Raw genomic sequence first — 16,110 nt, forward strand, 5'->3', positions numbered from 1 at the left:
AAGATGGAAAACGGCAGGGAAGCTGAGCTCTCACCCGCGGGGCGCGACGGGAGAGCGAATCCGAGGAGTACTCCATGGCTCGTATGACCGCTGCCCGCGCGGCAGTCGAGATCCTCAAGCGCGAGGGCGTCACCAGCGCGTTCGGTGTCCCCGGCGCGGCGATCAACCCCTTCTACGCGGCGCTCAGGGCCGCAGGCGGCGTCCAGCACACACTCGCCCGCCATGTCGAGGGCGCCTCGCACATGGCCGAGGGCTACACCCGTACGCACCCGGGCAACATCGGGGTCTGCATCGGCACCTCCGGTCCGGCCGGCACCGACATGATCACCGGGCTGTACTCCGCCATCGGGGACTCCGTCCCGATCCTGTGCATCACGGGCCAGGCCCCGACCGCCGTGATCCACAAGGAGGACTTCCAGGCCGTCGACATCGCCTCGATCGCGCGGCCGGTGACCAAGATGGCGGTCACCGTCCTGGAGGCGGCGCAGGTCCCCGGCGTCTTCCAGCAGGCCTTCCACCTCATGCGCTCCGGCCGGCCGGGTCCGGTCCTGATCGATCTGCCGGTCGACGTCCAGCAGACGGAGATCGAGTTCGACCCGGACACCTACGAACCGCTGCCGGTCTACCGGCCGGCCGCGACCCGTGCGCAGATCGAGAAGGCGATCCGGATGCTGAACGCGTCCGAGCGCCCGCTGATCGTCGCTGGCGGCGGGGTCATCACCGCCGACGCCGCCGAACTCCTCGTGGAATTCGCCGAGTTGACCGCGACCCCGGTCATCCCGACCCTGATGGGCTGGGGCGCGATCCCGGACGACCATGAGCTCAACGCCGGCATGGTCGGCCTGCAGACCTCGCACCGCTACGGCAACGCGACCTTCCTGGCGTCCGACTTCGTCCTCGGCATCGGCAACCGCTGGGCCAACCGGCACACCGGCCGCATCGACGTCTACACGGCCGGCCGCACCTTCGTCCACGTCGACGTCGAGCCCACCCAGATCGGCAGGATCTTCGCCCCGGACTACGGGATCGCCTCGGACGCGAAGGCGGCCCTGGAGCTGTTCGTCGAGGTGGCGAGGGAGTTGAAGGCGGCGGGCGCGCTCCCCGACCGTTCGGCATGGGCGGCCGCTGCGCAGGAGAAGAAGGCGACCCTCCAGCGGCGTACGCACTTCGACGACATCCCGATCAAGCCGCAGCGCGTCTACGAGGAGATGAACAAGGCTTTCGGCCCGGAGACCCGGTACGTCACCACCATCGGCCTCTCACAGATCGCCGGCGCGCAGATGCTGCACGTCTACCGGCCGCGGCACTGGATCAACTGCGGCCAGGCGGGCCCCCTCGGCTGGACGATCCCGGCGGCGCTCGGGGTCGCCAAGGCCGCCCCCGAGGCGCAGGTCGTCGCCCTCTCCGGGGACTACGACTTCCAGTTCATGATCGAGGAGCTGGCCGTCGGCGCGCAGCACAGGATCCCGTACGTCCATGTCCTCGTGAACAACGCCTACCTGGGGCTGATCCGTCAGGCGCAGCGGGCGTTCGAGATCGACTTCCAGGTCAACCTGGAGTTTGAGAACGTCAACTCGCCGGAGCTGGGGGTGTACGGCGTCGACCATGTCAAGGTCGTCGAGGGGCTCGGGTGCAAGGCCATCCGGGTGACGGACCCCGCCGAACTGGGCGCGGCCTTCGAGCAGGCGAAGAAGCTCGCCGCCGAGTTCCAGGTGCCGGTCGTCGTCGAGGCGATCCTGGAACGCGTCACCAACATCTCGATGAGCACCACCAACGACATCGGAAACGTCGTGGAGTTCGAGGAACTCGCCACGGAGCCGGCGCACGCGCCGACGTCGATCAGGACGCTGAAGGTCTGACCGGACGCTGAAGGTCTGACGCGAGCGGTTGTCGTCCGAAAGGGGCGGCCCATCCGGGGGACGGGCCGCCTCTCTCCGTTTTCCGTATGCGGTTTCCGTGCGTGTTTCTGAGGCGCTCGGCCCGATGCGCTCGGTCCGATTTCTGCGGCGCTCAGTCCCCGCCGCCGCTCCCGCCTCCGCAGGAGACGTACGACCCGCCGCCCGTGCCGCCGCCCCGGGGTGCGTTGCGGTGGAACCCCTTGTCCGCCACCTCGGCCCGGGCGGTCAGCCCCGCCCGCAGGGCGAAGCGCGCGGCGAGGACGTTCAGGGCGGGTTCCCCGTGCAGGGCGACGGCGATCAGGACGTCGTCCGGCGACAGTGCCTTCCGGTCCGTCGGCAGGGGATGCCCGGCGACCAGGGCGCGGAGCGCCTGCCGAGCGGCGCGGGTCCGGCGCGGGGGGAGGGAGCGCAGCATCCTGGCCGCGACGAGCCCTGCCCGCAGCTCGGAGAGCGCCCCGCGCACACCCGGCGCGGCCTCCAACTCCGCGATGCTTGCGGGGCGTTGGAGCGCCGCGTACACCGCCGTCGGCAGGGGCGGGAGGTCGTCTCCCGAGTTCCCCGCAGGCCCAGTCCCTGCCCCACTCCCTGCCCCAGCCTCTGCCCCCGCCGCCCCCGTCGTGCGGATCCGTCCCTGTCTGCCCGCGTCGACCAGACCGCGCAGCTGCAGAGCGAGCACGGCCACCGTGACCGCCGATCGGGTGCCACCCCGCATCAGCGCGACCTCGTAGGGCTCCAGTCGGACCGACGTGCCTCTGCTCATGTCATTCCCCCCGGAAGCGGAGCCCGCCGCCCCCGTGTCGGCGGGCTCCCGCGTGACGACAATGTGCCCTGTCCTGGGGGCGGTTGAAGCCTGCCGGACGACGTTCAGAGGTTGATTTGAGGTTGGCGCGCCCCGCTCGCCGCCCCGCTCGCCGCCCCGCTCGCCGCTCCGCTCGCCGCTCCGCTCGTCGCCCCGAGCGGCCCCCTCGACCTCTCTGGCTCTAGGCCTCGTGATGCTCCTCATGGTGTTCCGACAGGCCCGGCCAGTCGTCGGGGCCGCCGCCCTGCCACTCGATGAGGTCGCTCTCCTCCACCTCGATCCGGTCCAGGTCGGCCAGGCGCAGGATCTCGACGACGTCGTCGAGATGCGAGGCGACCCCGAGAACGGTGTCGCCCGAGGTGACCCGGCGGGACCCGTCCAGCGCCGGGGCGTGGACCACGATGTGCGGATACTGCGTCGGATTGCCCATGCCTTCAGCGTCCTGCGGGTGGGCGGGATCCGCATGCCGGGCGGAGCCGGGTGGAGCCGGGCGGGACGACGCGCAGCGCTCCCCCTCGGCCATGCCGACGGGGGAGCGCTGGGGTGGGTATGGGCGACCCACTGTCCGGTGGGCAGGGACCGCGGCGGATACGACGGAGACGCGGGCCTCCTCCCTCAGGTCGAGAGGGGACCCCGTTCCTTCACCACCGCACTGGCTCGCAGGCCGCCGCGGTCCCTCAGCACGCACGGATCCTGACCTCCCGTCAGAGTCCGTACGTGAGCCGGGTTTCCGGGCGGCGCCACCGCCTGGGCGCGACAGGACAGATGTCAGCGGCGCCGCCGCCCGGAAGTCTCAGAGCTGTGCGCCCGAGAGGCGCTCGACGCCGCGCAGCAGGGCCGAGTGGTCCAGTCCGCCGTCGCCCTGCGCGCGCAGGCTCGCGACCAGCTGGGCGACCACCGAGCCCACGGGCAGGGCCGCGCCGACGCCGCGGGCGGCGTCCGTCACGATGCCCATGTCCTTGTGGTGCAGGTCGATGCGGAAGCCGGGCTTGAAGTCGCGGGCGAGGAAGTTGTCCTTCTTGCGGGTCAGCACGGTCGAGCCGGCGAGTCCGCCGTTCAGGACGTCCAGCGCGGCCTTCAGGTCCACGCCCGACTTCTCCAGGAAGACCACGGCCTCGGCGCACGCCTGGATGTTCACGGCGACGATCAGCTGGTTGGCGGCCTTCACGGTCTGCCCGCAGCCGTGCGGTCCGCACAGCACGATGGTTTTGCCGAGCGCCTCGAGGACGGGCTTCGCCTCGTCGAAGTCGGCCTGTTCGCCGCCGACCATGATGGACAGCACGGCCTCCACGGCGCCGGCCTCGCCGCCGGACACGGGGGCGTCGAGCACCCGGATGCCCTTGTCCTTCGCCGCCCGCGCGAGGTCGATCGAGGTCTGCGGGGTGATCGAGGACATGTCGATCAGGAGTGCGCCGGCCCGTGCGTTCTCCAGGATGCCGTCGGGACCGTATGCGATGGCTTCGACCTGCGGGGAGGCGGGCACCATCGTGATCACGACGTCGGCGTCCCGGACCGCCTCGGCGATGGACCCGGCCGCGGAGCCGCCGGCGGCGGAGAGCCGGTCCAGCTTGTCCTGCTCCAGGGTGAAGCCGGTGACGGCGTAGCCCGCCTTGATCAGGTTCTCGGACATGGGGGAGCCCATGATGCCGAGGCCGATCCAGGCGATCCTGGGAAGTGCGTTGTTCGCGTTGCTCATCGGGATGCCTCTCGGTACGGGGGGATCAGCGGGGCAGCCAGTCGAAGGCCTCGGCGCTCGGGCGGTCGCCCGGCTTGTACTCCAGGCCGACCCAGCCGTCGTAACCGGCCTTCCGCAGCCGGTCGAGGAGGTCGGCGAGGGGCAGTGCGCCCGTGCCGGGCGCGCCGCGGCCGGGATTGTCGGCGATCTGGACGTGGCCGGTCCTGGACGCGTACCGATCGATCACCGACGGCAGGTCCTCGCCGTTCATGGACAGGTGGTAGAGGTCCATGAGGAAGCGTGCGTTGCCGAGCCCGGACGCCGCGTCGACCCGGTCCGCGATCTCGACCGCGGCCGGTGCGCTCACCAGCGGATACCGCGGCGACTCGGGCCGGTTCAGTGCCTCGATCAGCAGGATCGCGCCGATCCGGTCCGCCGCGCGGGCCGCGAGCACGAGGTTCTCCAGGGCCAGCGCGTCCTGTTCGGCCGGGTCCACGCCGTCCACCCGGTTGCCGTACAGCGCGTTGAGCGCCTTGCAGCCCAGGGAGCCCGCGAGGTCGGCGGCCACGTCGATGTTGGCGCGGAACCGCTCCGACTCCGCGCCGGGCAGCGAGAGGGCGCCGCGGTCGGGGCCCGGGAGCCGGCCGGCGTAGAAGTTGAGGCCCGTGAGCCGGACGCCCGCGTCCTCGATCGCCTTCCTCAGGGCGTCGAGCTCGGACCGCTCGGGGGTGGGGGAGTCGATCCAGGGCCACCACAGCTCGACCGCCGTGAAACCGGCCGCGGCGGCGGCCGCGGGGCGCTCCAGGAGCGGGAGTTCCGTGAAGAGAATCGACAGGTTGACGTTGAAGCGCTGGTCCTCGAAGCCCATGGGCTCTCGCGCTCCCTTCCGAGTCCTAGAATTCCATATTGCGGAAGTTGTTTTCTGCTTACTGGAAGATTGCCGTTCGGTCTCAAGGCTTGTCAAGGGGTGGGAACGCGTCGGAGCCCGGCGGCACGCGCGAAGAGCGCAGGCCGCCGGGCTCCGGGGGCTCGGCGGGTCGGCTCAGCCGGCGAGGTTCTCGGCCGGCGCCCGCTCGCTCAGCCACTCGTGCGTGGACCGGAAGGCGCGCAGCTCCGTGCGGCCCAGCCGCTGTTCGTCCCAGCGCCGCATCTGCGGGCCGAACAGGCTGTTGGTGAACTCGTGGACCCACAGGGAGTGTTGCCCAGCCCCGGTCCCAGCCCCGGTCCCCGTCTCGGCCCCGGTCTCGGGCGCTTCGACGCGGAAGCGTTCCAGCTCGGACCAGGGGAACGCGCCCGCCAGCAGGGCGGTTCGCCGGGCGACCTCCACCACGTCCGCCACATCGAGGCCGGAGTTTGTCAGCGCGCAGGAGACGAGCAGGCCGCCCTGCACGGACCACGGCCGCTCCACGTCCAGCGCCGCCGCGCGCACCGCCGGTACGGACAGCAGGAACTCCGCGAAGTCGTCGTCCGCCGTGCACGCGATCCGCGACCCCGGGGCGAAGGGGTGCACCGAGGCCAGGTACGGCAGCCGCACCGGCAGGTGCACGGCGACCACGGTCAGATAGTCCTTGGACGCCTCGGCGGCCCGCTCGAAGCGGCAGCGCCTGCGCAGCTCGCGCACATCGGCGTCATTGATCATCTCCAGATCGAACGCGGTGACGGGAAAGCCGTCGATCCGGGTGCGCAGGACGCCCTCCGCCACCAGGCCGGCCGCGTGCCGGGCGACGGCCTGTTCCTCCTCCTTCGCGAGCCCGAGGTCGGGGACGTCCTGCGGGATGCGGCCGAACCCCACCGCGGTCTCGGCGCAGGACGCCTCGAACTCCCACCCCTCCTCCCGCCCCGCGAACAGCATCCGTTCCGCCATCGAGGCGATGTGCGCCTTGAGCGCCCGGGCGCGATCCTCCTCGACGGCGCGAAACTGTTTCTGCCCCTCCTGATAGCCGAAGAACAATAGCGCCGCGCTCCACAGCACGAAGAGGACGCCCAGCGCACCCGCGCCGAACCGGCCTCCCACATAGAAGAACGCGGCCAGCGAGAGCGCCGCGAAGAGGTTGAGGAGCCATTTGTGGCGGGCGAACGTGTGCGGCGGAAACGGTGTGCGGTGCATGCTTTCTGTCCTTCTGGGTGAGGCTCGGATTCAGGCGCCGGTGTGGACGTGGGACGCCCACAGCGACGGTGTGCGGGGCAGTTCGTCGCGCAGTCGCCGCACGGCCGCGTGCAGGGCGTACGGCGACCGGTCGGGGTCCGGGGCGGCGTCGGGTCCGGGCCGCAGGGCGGCGTAGAAGGCCTCCGCGAACTCGACGGCGGTTCCGTCGACGACCGGCCACAGGGTGCCGACGACATGCCGGAAGCCGCACAGCTGGAACGCCGAGGTCAGCTGCACGGCCTCGTCGAGGAGGACGCCGTCGTAGGAGACGGCCGTCCCGCACGCCGACAGGTACGCGAGCCGCGCGTGGTCGAGCCGGACGGTGGCCAGCTCACCGATCGTGAGCGGGCTCTCGGCGTGGTCGTGCAGGAGCAGCCGGTGCTGCGCGGGGTCCGCGGAGAGGCTGTCGCCGTGGCAGGCGAAGTGGACGACCGGGCAGCCGGGCAGCCGGCGCAGCACCTCGTCGCGGGTCGGCGGCCGCTCCGGGGCGAGCAGGACCGCCGCCCCGGGCAACAGCTCCGCGCACACCTCGGCCTCGTCCGCCGCGAAGTCGAGTGGCGCATGGCCCGGCGTGCTGGGCATGGCCACGACCAGCGGCGGGCCGAAGGCCGGGGTGTCCGGAAGTTCGCGGCGGGCGTGCCGCAGGGCGCGGACGGTCGGTGCGTACGAGGAGACGACCCGGTCGAGCACGGCCCGGCCCGACCCGTCGTGATGACCGGCGGCATGGATCGGCAGCCGGGCGAGCGGCCCGCCGGGCACCCACCACACCCGCGGATACCTCCCGTCCCGGGGCGCCCGGTCGTGCCCCAGCGCGGTGAGCACCGGTTCGACGACGACGTCCCACAGCGCGCCGAGAACGGCCGACAGCGTCTCCTGGGCCTTGGTCCGCACATCCGGGTCGTCGTCCGTCGCCTCGTGCGCGGCGCGCTGGCAGGCGTGGGCGAGATCCGTCGCGTACGACAGCGTGAGCCCGGGCAGCGGGACGGCGGTGACGCCGGCCGGGGTGACCAGCAGGGCGTCGCAGAGCTCCGTGGTGACATTGAGGACGACGACCGCGCCCTCCTGCGCGGCGGCCAGGAGCTCGCCGACCGAGGGCGGCAGCCCGAAGGAGCCGAACCCGTCCTGTGCGCGGATCCGTTCGAGCACGGCGGTCAGCTCGGCGTCGAGCCGGTGCCGGTCGCCCGTCGCGGACCCGGGCCCTGCCCCAGCCCCCGGGACGCCTCCCATCAAGGCGTCCGCCCCGTCGTCCGGCCGATCCAGGGTGTCCCGCAACTCCTCGAAGCGGGCGGCGAGTTCGGGATGCGCCCGGCGCAGCACCCCCAGCTCGCTCCAGGCGTCCAGCGCCTGGCCCATCAGCACGCCCCGCCCGGTCTCCAGCAACCGCAGTGCGCGCAGGGCCCGTTCGCCCGGCGGCCTCGCGGGGTCGCGCAGTGCCAGCGCCGCCGCGACGGCCGCCAGGCCCTGGAACCGGCTGAGCAGGTACTGCTGTTCACCTCGGCGCAGCCGCCGCGGGGCGATCCGGTGCAGCAGGGTCACGGCCTCCTCGAAGAAGCCGGCCGTACGCGACACGTCCTCGGACGCCGTCAGCAGTTGCGCCGCCCGTACCGCCCCCGCGATGCGCAAGGTGGGCGGCGCCAAGGGCAGCGACGCGACCTGCGCCGACAGCCGTACCGCTTCCGCCAGGTCGGCTCGGTCGCCGTCGCGTTCGTGTCGGGAGGCGAGGGCCTCGCCCAGCAGTTGCAGGTGGATCGGCGTCGCCACCGGGTTGCCTCCGGTGCCGTGGCAGGCCTCGTGCAGGGCCGCGACAGCCTCGTCGAGATCGGTGGCCGGACCGCCCGACTCATGGCGGTGCGCCAGCGCCTGGCCGAGCCGGCCGAGGGCCCAGGACCGCCAGACGCCGTCGACGGGCATCACGGCGACCGCCTCGCGGGCGATCGCCACCGCCACGTCGAGGTCGGCCCTGTCGCCCGTCGCCATGGACCGCATCAACAGGGCGTTGCTCCAGTTGGGGAGGACCTGGGCCCGCGCCGGATGGCCGACGGGCGCGGCCTCGGCCGCCGCGGCGAGGACGTCGATCGCCTCGTCCCCGTCGGAGCTCGAACCCGAGTGGCGGTACCTGGCCTGGAGGAAACCGCCCAACGCGCCCAGCAGTTGGGCGCGGGCGCTGTGCCGGGGACCGGCCATTTCCACCGCCGTGCGCTGGGCGTCGATCGCGGCGTCCAGATCCGGCCCGGAATGGGTGTGCACACAGCGTGCCAGGAGCGCCAGCGCCAGGTTGTGCAGGATCACCAGCCGTGCGCTGTGCCCGGGGGCCAGTGTCCGCAGTGCCGTTCGGAGGGCGTCGATCGTCTCGTCGAGGTCGGCCGTCGAGGCCGTCTGGATGTACCGGGTGTGCAACGCCCCTGCGCCGGAGGCCAGTTGCTCGGCCCAGCGCGCCGGGGAAAGTTGGGAACCGGGCCGGAGCAGATCCCGGCCGATCGCGACGGCCTCGGCCAGATCGTCGGGGTTCGTGGTCTGTTCGTACCGCATGCGCAGAGCGTCCGCCAGGAGACCGAGGGACTTGGCGTGCGCGGGGTGCGTCGGGGACAGGTCCACGAGCGCCGTCCTGGCCGCCGTCACCGCCTCGTCCAGGTCGGCCCGCCGCAGCCCCGTCCGGAAGAGCCGCTGGTAGTGGGCGAGAGCCAGGTTGTGCAGGATCCGCGACCGCACCGGGGAGCCGGCCGGAGCGGCGGGGAGCGCGGCCCGCAACAGGTCGACGGCCTCCTCCAGATCCTGTTGGTCTGCCAGCTGTCGGCCTCGCGTCGTCAGCGCGCCGCCCAGCGAGGCCAGGTACTGGACACGACCCGGATGCGCCTCGGGGGTGGCCTCCACGGCGACCCGCAGCACACCGACGGCCTCGTTCAGGTCGGCCGGGTCGCCGGTGCGGGCATGCCGCAGTTCCAGCGCCTCGCCCAGGTTGTTCAGGGCGAGCCCCGGGCCCTTGGGGTCGGCCGGCACGGCCCGGGCGGACTCGCGCAGGACGGCGATGGCGTCGTCGAGGTCGGCCGGGTCCTCGTGCCGCTCGAACCGCAGGGCCAGGGTCGTCCCCAGCGAAACGAGGTACTGGGCCCGGTCGGTGTGATCGTGCGGAGCCCGTGCGACTGCCTCCCGCGTCAGGTCGACGGCCAGGTCCAGATCCTCGGTCTCCCCCTCGCGCAGATACCGCTCGGACAGCCCGGCCGCGAGGTTGCCGACCCCCAGGCCGCGTTCCGGATCGTCCTCCCGCGCCTCCCGCACCGCCCGGCGTGCGGTGCCGAGCGCCGCCGCCAGATCCTCCTCGGCGCCGGTGAGCTGGTAGCGGGCCAGCAGGGTCTGGCTGAGGTTGGCGAGGGAGATGTGCCGTCGCCGATCCCCCGGCGGGGTGATGCCGATGATGCGCCGCCACAGCGCGATGACGGTCTCGTGCTCGGCCGGGTCGTAGGCGTTCACGAGCCGCAACTGCCGGGCGAGAGCCAGGGGCGCGGCCGTCGCGGCCACGTCGGAGGCCACCTCCGGCGGGATGTCGTCCAGGCCCGCCAGGAAGCACAGCGTGTACTCGTCCGCCGGGGCGCCGGACGTGCCGGACGTGCCGGACGTGCCGGTGCCGTCGGCCGCGCCGGAGCCGTCGGCCGTCGTGCGCAGTCGGTCGACGGTCCGCTGCAGCGCTGTCACGCCCTCGACGTCGCGGTAGCGGATCAGCAGGGTCCCGGCCAGGTTGTGCAGGCGAAGCGACCGGTTCGGATCGTCCGCAGGCGTCGCCTGCCACGCCTCGCGGCCGGCGGCGACGGCCGCGTCGAGGTCCGCCGGATCCCCGTACCGGCCGAACCGGTCCCGCAGCGTCAGCGCCAGGTTGGACAGGCACAGCGCCTGGTTCGGGGACCCGGCGGGCGCGGCGTCGACGGCCGCCCGCATCCCCTCGACGGCGCCGTCCAGGTCGGCGGGGTCGCCCTTCAGCCGGTGGCGGGACCACAGCACGCCCGCCCGCCCGCTGAGCCGCGTCGGCAGGTCGGGATCGTCCGGCCGGGTCGTGCGGACCGCCTCGTCGTGGGCGTCCAGTGCGGCGGTCAGGTCCTCCTCGGACGGCCGCCGCTCGAACCGGTTGTGCAGGGCGACGCCGAGGTTCGCAAGCCGCTGCGGACGTCCGGGATGATCGTCGGGCGTGGCGGCCACGATCCGCCGGTGCTGCTCCAGGACCGTGTCGAGCAGGGCCGGATCGGACGACGACCGCGCCTGCCGGAGCAGGTCGGTCGCGGCCGGTTCGGCGATCGACGCGATGCCGGGCAGGAACTGGGCCGGGAGGTCGTCGACGCCCGCCAGCAGGGCGTCGGCGAATCCTTCGCCCATGGCGTCCACGACGGATTCGTCCGGCTCCTGCTCCTGGAGGTGCTGGAACAGCAGCAGCCAGGCGAGCCGGTAGCCGGCCTCGGCGTCGCGGCGGCCGTCGGACCGCAGTGCGTGCAGCGCCCGCAGGTCGGCCTGCGCCTCCGGCGTCCGCAACGGCGATCCGTCCCCGGTCGCCCTGAACCGCCGTAATCGCCGCCGTGCGGAGGCGAGCAGCCGGTCGCGCTCCGCCTCCCGTTCACTGGTCATGGCAGCGCAGAGTAGAGCAACGGGGCAGGCGCGGATCGGGAGTTGCCCTACCGTACTCGCATCGTCACACCGCACCCCCGCACACGCCCCGCGCCCCCGCAGGGCCCGTCCGGAGAAGACATGACCGCAGAGAACATGAGCAGCGTCCCCGACCGGAAGGCCCGGCGCACGTCCGAGGCGCTGGTCTACTTCTTCACCCATGCGGAGGACCTCCGCGCTCGCCTGCGCGAGCAGGAGTCGCGGGACGCCGTCGACGGTCTGCTGGCCGCCGTACGCGACGGGGGCGACGTCGAGGCGCCGGTCGGGCGGCTGCACCGGCGGATCCTCGCCGAGGGCGACGCGAAGGGGCTGCACGGCGGCACCCGCGGCCCCGGCGCCCGGCTCGCCGGAGTCCCCGGCGCCGGCCGCGAGCCGGGGATCTATCTGTGCCCGCACGGCCGCTGCCTGCGCTACCACTGGGCCGACGACACCCCCGACGCCCCGCCCGCCTGCGAACTCGACGGCGCCCCGCTGCGGTTGAAGAACCTGTGACGCCGTGAACGGCCTCCTGACCGAACTCGGCAAGAAGCTCGCCGAGCGATGGCTGACGCTGCTCGTGCTGCCCGGCGCCCTCTTCCTCGGCGCGCTGGCCGCCGGACGGGAGCTGGGGCACACGCGCTGGTACGCGCTCGGCACGCTGCCGACCCGCCTCGAGCGGCACACCGGATCGCTCGCCGTGTCCACCGCCGACCTGCTTCTGCTCCTCCTCGCCTTCCTGCTCGCCGCGGCCGCCTGCGGGCTGGCCGCGCAGGCGCTGGGCTCCCTGGTGGAGCGGCTGTGGCTGGCCGCCGACTGGCCCGCGTGGCCGACGGCGACCCACACCGTCGTCCGCCGGCTGATCGCGCGCCGCGCACGGCTGTTCGACCGGCGTCGGGCGGAAGCGGGCGCCGCCCTGGCCGCGGCGGGCCTGGCCGACCCTGAAGCGGACGCGGCGCACCGGGCGGCCGTCGCCGGCAGCCGGCTGCGCCGGGTCGCCGACGCGACGCCGGCCCGGCCCACCTGGACGGGGGACCGGCTGCATGCCGTGGAGACCCGGCTGCGCGGCGACCTCGGCCTCCAAGTGGCCGTGGTCTGGCCCCACTTGTGGCTGCACGTCCCCGACACGACACGCGCCGAGATCACTGCCGCGCGCGAGAGCATGCTTCGCGCCGCCACCCTCGCGGGCTGGGGCCTGCTCTATCTCGCCCTCGCCGCCCTGTGGTGGCCGGGCGTGCTGCTCTGCGGCGCGATCACGGGCACGGCCTGGCACCGGTTCCGCGCCGCCACCGACGGCTACGCGACCCTGGTCGAGTCCGCCGTACGACTCCACGCGCAGGACCTGGCCCGGCAGCTCGGCATCGGCCGCCGGGGCCCGCTCACCCTCGCCCACGGCGCCGCGCTGAGCGCCTACCTCGCGGACGGCCGGGACCCCGCGCCCGACCTGCTGCTGCCTCCCGACTGAGGCGGAATCCCGAGTCCGGGGTGATCGTCCGCCGGGTCCGTTAGGGTCGGGGTCCGGGGCGTCGACGGCCCGGATCCGTTCAGAGAGGTGTGGGGCGCGATGCGTCTGAAAGTGGAGTTCACCACCGAGCCCTTCGACCTCGACGAGGCGCCCGCGCACGCGCTGGCCGCCCGTGCGGTGATCGAGGCGGCCGACCTGGACGCGGTGGACGTCGGACCCTTCGGGAACACCGTGGAGGGCGCCTCCGACGCGGTGCTCGCCGCCGTGGACGCCCTGCTGCGCAAGTCCCTCGACGCGGGCGCCACCCGTATCTCGCTCCAGGTCAACGTCCTCGGGGAGGGCGAGTGACCACGGGCGGCGAGGAAGCCTTCATCGCGGCGGTGAAGCCACTGGTCGACGCCATGGGCGGGGAGATGCTCCCGCCGGACGAGGCCGGCCCGGACGACGTCGTCCTGAGCTGGGACGGCGTCGAGACCCTCGCCGTGCGGCTGCCCCAGCTCGCCGACTCCCTCGACCACATCCTGGCCGCCATGGAGCGCAAGAAGGGCAGACCGCTCGCCGACCTGGACCGCAAGGCGAAGCAGGAGGTCGTACGGATACTCGAGGCGCGCGGCGCCTTCTCCGTCCGGCACGGCGTGGAAACGGTGGCGAACGCCCTCGGGGTGAGCCGCTTCACGGTCTACAACTACCTGAACCGGGAGAAGGGCTGAGGTGCGAATCCTGTTCAGTGCAGGCTCGACCGAATTGCGGCCCCCGTCTGGCCGACCGACTCGCGCCATGGGTGCTTTCGTAGGTCACCATTGAAATCATGGTGTCCGATGAACGCGGGACGGTCTCTCCCCCCTCGTCACATGCGTCACATGCACGAAGGCGCTTCGATCTGGCCCACGCGTGGACCAACACAGTCGCCGGGATCGCCGCCCTCGCACTGTCCGCCTACAACTTCATCCAACTCGAGCGGGACCCGGATGTTGATGTTGCACTCCCGCACATCTTGCGGGTAGCTCAAGGAAACGATGTCTGGCTGTATCTCCAGCCCACCCTGTCCACGAGGCTGGAGACGCAAAAGGTCGAGGTGATCACCGGAGCGCAGCTTGAGGTGGAACGTGCTGACCTGAACGGCATGAAACCCGCATTCTTCTGGGATGAGACCGGCTCGTTCTCATACGATCCACAGGAGAATTCCCTGAACTATCAGCGCGTGGCAGACCCGAGCCCGCTGGTGGTGAGTCGAGACAAGCCTCAGCAGCCGGTGATGCTGTTCAACGCCATCGGGTGGAGATTCGCAGTAGGCCGCTACGAAGGTACCTTGACGCTGAAACGCAGTAGCGGGCGTACTCCCCTCATCAGCCGTTTCTGCCTCATGATCTCAAGAGAGGCCACGGCGACCTTCAAGGAGGTCGGCCAGTTCATCCACCGGGACTTCCGTGACGACGTGCCGAACACGAACGGCAAGGGCACGTCGAAAGGCTGCTACATCCTGTCCCCTGTGTAGCAGGGCTGGAGAACGAAGCATCGCTCGCAGACCTGCGCGCGATGATCGATGCCCCTGAGCGACGGCGGGTCCCGGAGGGGGCCTGTCACCCGAAATTTTCAACAAAGTGTTGACGTGAAGTCGCGGTGAGGCGTTAGCTGGCCCCGTGACTTCGACTTCCACGCCCCCCGGCCTGGCCCGGTTCAACGGCCTCGGGGAGTCCGCCGCCCGTGCCGCGCTCCGCGAGGCCTGCGCCTCCGGCGCCTGGGCGGACCGGCTGCTCGCGGCCCGCCCCTACGCCACCGCCGACGACCTCTACGCGGTCAACGACGCCGCGACGGCCGCGCTGACCGCGGCCGACCTGGCCGAGGCCATGGCCGGGCACCCGCCGATCGGCCGCCCGAAGCCGGGCGACCCGACCTCGGCCCGGGAGCAGCGCGGCATGTCCGGCGCCTCCGAGGAGCTCAAGACGGAGATGCTGGAACTGAACCTGGCCTACCAGGACCGGTTCGGCCATGTCTTCCTCATCTGCGCCACCGGCCGGACCGGCGAGCAGATGCGGGACGCGGTCAAGGAGCGGATCGGCAACACGCCGGAGCAGGAACGCGAGATCGTCCGCGCCGAGCTGGGCAAGATCAACCGTATCCGCCTCGCCCGACTCGTCGAAGAGGACTGAGCCCGCCATGAGCACCAGCACCACCGCCTCGGTGTCCACACACATCCTGGACACCAGCATCGGCCGTCCCGCCGCGGACGTCGCCGTCCGGCTCTGCGCCCGCAGCGGCCGGGCTGCGGACTGGCAGGCGCTCGGCGGCTCCGCGACCGACGCGGACGGGCGGTGCAAGGACCTGCCGGCGCTGCCGGAGGGCACCACCCACGTACGGCTCGACTTCGCCGTCGAACCGTACTTCGAGAAGAAGCAAGCCGATGCGCAGCAGGACGCCCCCGCGAATCGGGACAGCGGTGTGTTCTTTCCAGAGGTGGCGATCACCTTCGCCGTCACGCCCGGCGAGCACTACCACGTACCGCTGCTGCTCAACCCGTTCGGCTACTCCGTATACCGAGGGAGCTAGCAGAAGATGGCAGACAATTCCCGCCCGGCCCGCCCGGCCCGCCCTGTGATCCTGGGACAGAACCAGTACGGCAAGGCCGAGAACCGAGTCGTGAAGATCACGCGGGACGGCGCCACTCACCACATCAAGGACCTCAACGTCTCCGTGTCGCTGAGCGGCGACATGGACGAGGTCCACTACTCCGGCTCGAACGCCAACGTCCTGCCGACCGACACCACCAAGAACACGGTGTACGCGTTCGCCAAGGAACACGGCATCGAGTCCGCCGAGCAGTTCGGCATCCACCTCGCCCGCCACTTCGTCACCTCGCAGGAGCCGATCAGGACGGCCCGGATCCGTGTCGAGGAGTACGGCTGGGAGCGCATCGAGCACGGCGGCGAGGGCGCGCACTCCTTCGCCCGCAAGGGCCAGGAGACCCGGCTGACCCAGATCACCTACGACGGCACGTCGTGGGAGGTCGTCTCCGGGCTCAAGGACCTCGTGGTGCTGAACTCGACGGACTCCGAGTTCTGGGGGTACGCCAAGGACAAGTACACGACCCTCCCCGAGGCATACGACCGGATCCTCGCCACCGAGGTCTCCGCCCGCTGGCGGTTCAACTGGACCGACGACGAGCAGCCGGCGCCCGTCTGGGAGACCTCGTACGAGGAGACGCGCCGGCACCTGCTCGCGGCGTTCGCCGAGACGTACTCGCTCTCCCTCCAGCAGACCCTCTACGCGATGGGCTCCCGGATCGTCGAGCAGCGCGCCGAGATCGACGAGGTCCGCTTCTCCCTCCCGAACAAGCATCACTTCCTGGTGGACCTGGAACCGTTCGGGCTCAAGAACGCCACCGAGGACGGGGCGGTGTACTTCGCCGCCGACCGCCCCTACGGCCTGATCGAGGCCACCGTCCTGCGGGACGGCTGCGAGGCGCGGATCCCGGCTGACCTCACCAACCTCTGAAGCGGACACGGA

The 16,110-nt window shown here is 72.1% G+C and carries 15 protein-coding genes; 9 read left to right on the forward strand and 6 right to left on the reverse strand.

The genetic code is table 11. From position 1 onward, the window contains the following. The first annotated feature begins 74 nt into the window (after positions 1-74). Positions 75-1,859 carry a glyoxylate carboligase gene (gcl, locus tag ACWD4O_RS02270; protein WP_451276554.1) on the forward strand — a complete coding sequence of 595 codons (1,785 nt, stop codon included), beginning with the start codon at positions 75-77 and terminating at the stop codon, positions 1,857-1,859. 151 nt (positions 1,860-2,010) lie between these two features. On the opposite strand, the gene ACWD4O_RS02275 is transcribed toward gcl, so the two are convergent. From ACWD4O_RS02275 to ACWD4O_RS02300, 6 genes are all read right to left on the reverse strand, one after another. Further along, a complete protein-coding gene (locus ACWD4O_RS02275) occupies positions 2,011-2,658 on the reverse strand; it encodes a TIGR04222 domain-containing membrane protein (RefSeq protein ID WP_451276556.1) in 648 nt (215 codons plus the stop codon). Between the two features lie 220 nt (positions 2,659-2,878). After that, positions 2,879-3,127, reverse strand: coding sequence for a hypothetical protein (locus ACWD4O_RS02280; RefSeq protein WP_451276558.1), 249 nt, complete (start codon positions 3,125-3,127; stop codon positions 2,879-2,881). Positions 3,128-3,490: 363 nt separating this feature from the next. Beyond that, positions 3,491-4,393 carry a 2-hydroxy-3-oxopropionate reductase gene (locus tag ACWD4O_RS02285; RefSeq protein WP_451276560.1) on the reverse strand — a complete coding sequence of 301 codons (903 nt, stop codon included), beginning with the start codon at positions 4,391-4,393 and terminating at the stop codon, positions 3,491-3,493. A gap of 25 nt (positions 4,394-4,418) precedes the next feature. Next, complete coding sequence (locus tag ACWD4O_RS02290; RefSeq protein ID WP_451276562.1) at positions 4,419-5,240, reverse strand: TIM barrel protein; 822 nt, start codon at positions 5,238-5,240, stop codon at positions 4,419-4,421. 174 nt (positions 5,241-5,414) lie between these two features. Then, complete coding sequence (locus ACWD4O_RS02295; RefSeq protein WP_451276564.1) at positions 5,415-6,479, reverse strand: hypothetical protein; 1,065 nt, start codon at positions 6,477-6,479, stop codon at positions 5,415-5,417. A 30-nt stretch (positions 6,480-6,509) separates the two neighbouring features. Further along, on the reverse strand, positions 6,510-11,126 hold the full coding sequence (locus ACWD4O_RS02300) for a CHAT domain-containing protein (protein WP_451276566.1): 4,617 nt from the start codon (positions 11,124-11,126) through the stop codon (positions 6,510-6,512). Between the two features lie 120 nt (positions 11,127-11,246). Between ACWD4O_RS02300 and ACWD4O_RS02305 the strand changes: the two genes are divergently transcribed. The 8 genes from ACWD4O_RS02305 to pucL all read left to right on the forward strand — a co-directional run bounded on the left by ACWD4O_RS02305 (position 11,247) and on the right by pucL (position 16,098). Next, positions 11,247-11,657, forward strand: coding sequence for a hypothetical protein (locus ACWD4O_RS02305; RefSeq protein WP_451276568.1), 411 nt, complete (start codon positions 11,247-11,249; stop codon positions 11,655-11,657). A gap of 4 nt (positions 11,658-11,661) precedes the next feature. Beyond that, a complete protein-coding gene (locus tag ACWD4O_RS02310) occupies positions 11,662-12,606 on the forward strand; it encodes a hypothetical protein (protein ID WP_451276570.1) in 945 nt (314 codons plus the stop codon). 99 nt (positions 12,607-12,705) lie between these two features. Next, positions 12,706-12,954, forward strand: a complete 249-nt coding sequence (locus tag ACWD4O_RS02315) for a hypothetical protein (protein ID WP_451276572.1) — start codon at positions 12,706-12,708, stop codon at positions 12,952-12,954. Then, a complete protein-coding gene (locus ACWD4O_RS02320; RefSeq protein ID WP_451276574.1) occupies positions 12,951-13,316 on the forward strand; it encodes a helix-turn-helix domain-containing protein in 366 nt (121 codons plus the stop codon). The genes ACWD4O_RS02315 and ACWD4O_RS02320 overlap by 4 nt, the downstream gene beginning before the upstream one ends. A 98-nt stretch (positions 13,317-13,414) precedes the next feature. Beyond that, positions 13,415-14,101: a hypothetical protein gene (locus tag ACWD4O_RS02325; protein WP_451276576.1), complete on the forward strand. Its 687-nt coding sequence runs from the start codon at positions 13,415-13,417 to the stop codon at positions 14,099-14,101. A gap of 145 nt (positions 14,102-14,246) precedes the next feature. Beyond that, positions 14,247-14,756 carry a 2-oxo-4-hydroxy-4-carboxy-5-ureidoimidazoline decarboxylase gene (gene uraD, locus ACWD4O_RS02330; RefSeq protein ID WP_451276578.1) on the forward strand — a complete coding sequence of 170 codons (510 nt, stop codon included), beginning with the start codon at positions 14,247-14,249 and terminating at the stop codon, positions 14,754-14,756. Positions 14,757-14,763: 7 nt separating this feature from the next. After that, complete coding sequence (gene uraH / locus ACWD4O_RS02335) at positions 14,764-15,153, forward strand: hydroxyisourate hydrolase (protein ID WP_451276580.1); 390 nt, start codon at positions 14,764-14,766, stop codon at positions 15,151-15,153. A 6-nt stretch (positions 15,154-15,159) separates the two neighbouring features. Continuing rightward, a complete protein-coding gene (gene pucL, locus ACWD4O_RS02340) occupies positions 15,160-16,098 on the forward strand; it encodes a factor-independent urate hydroxylase (protein WP_451276582.1) in 939 nt (312 codons plus the stop codon). The last annotated feature ends 12 nt before the right edge of the window (positions 16,099-16,110 follow it).

This window comes from Streptomyces sp. NPDC002623, assembly GCF_053592635.1.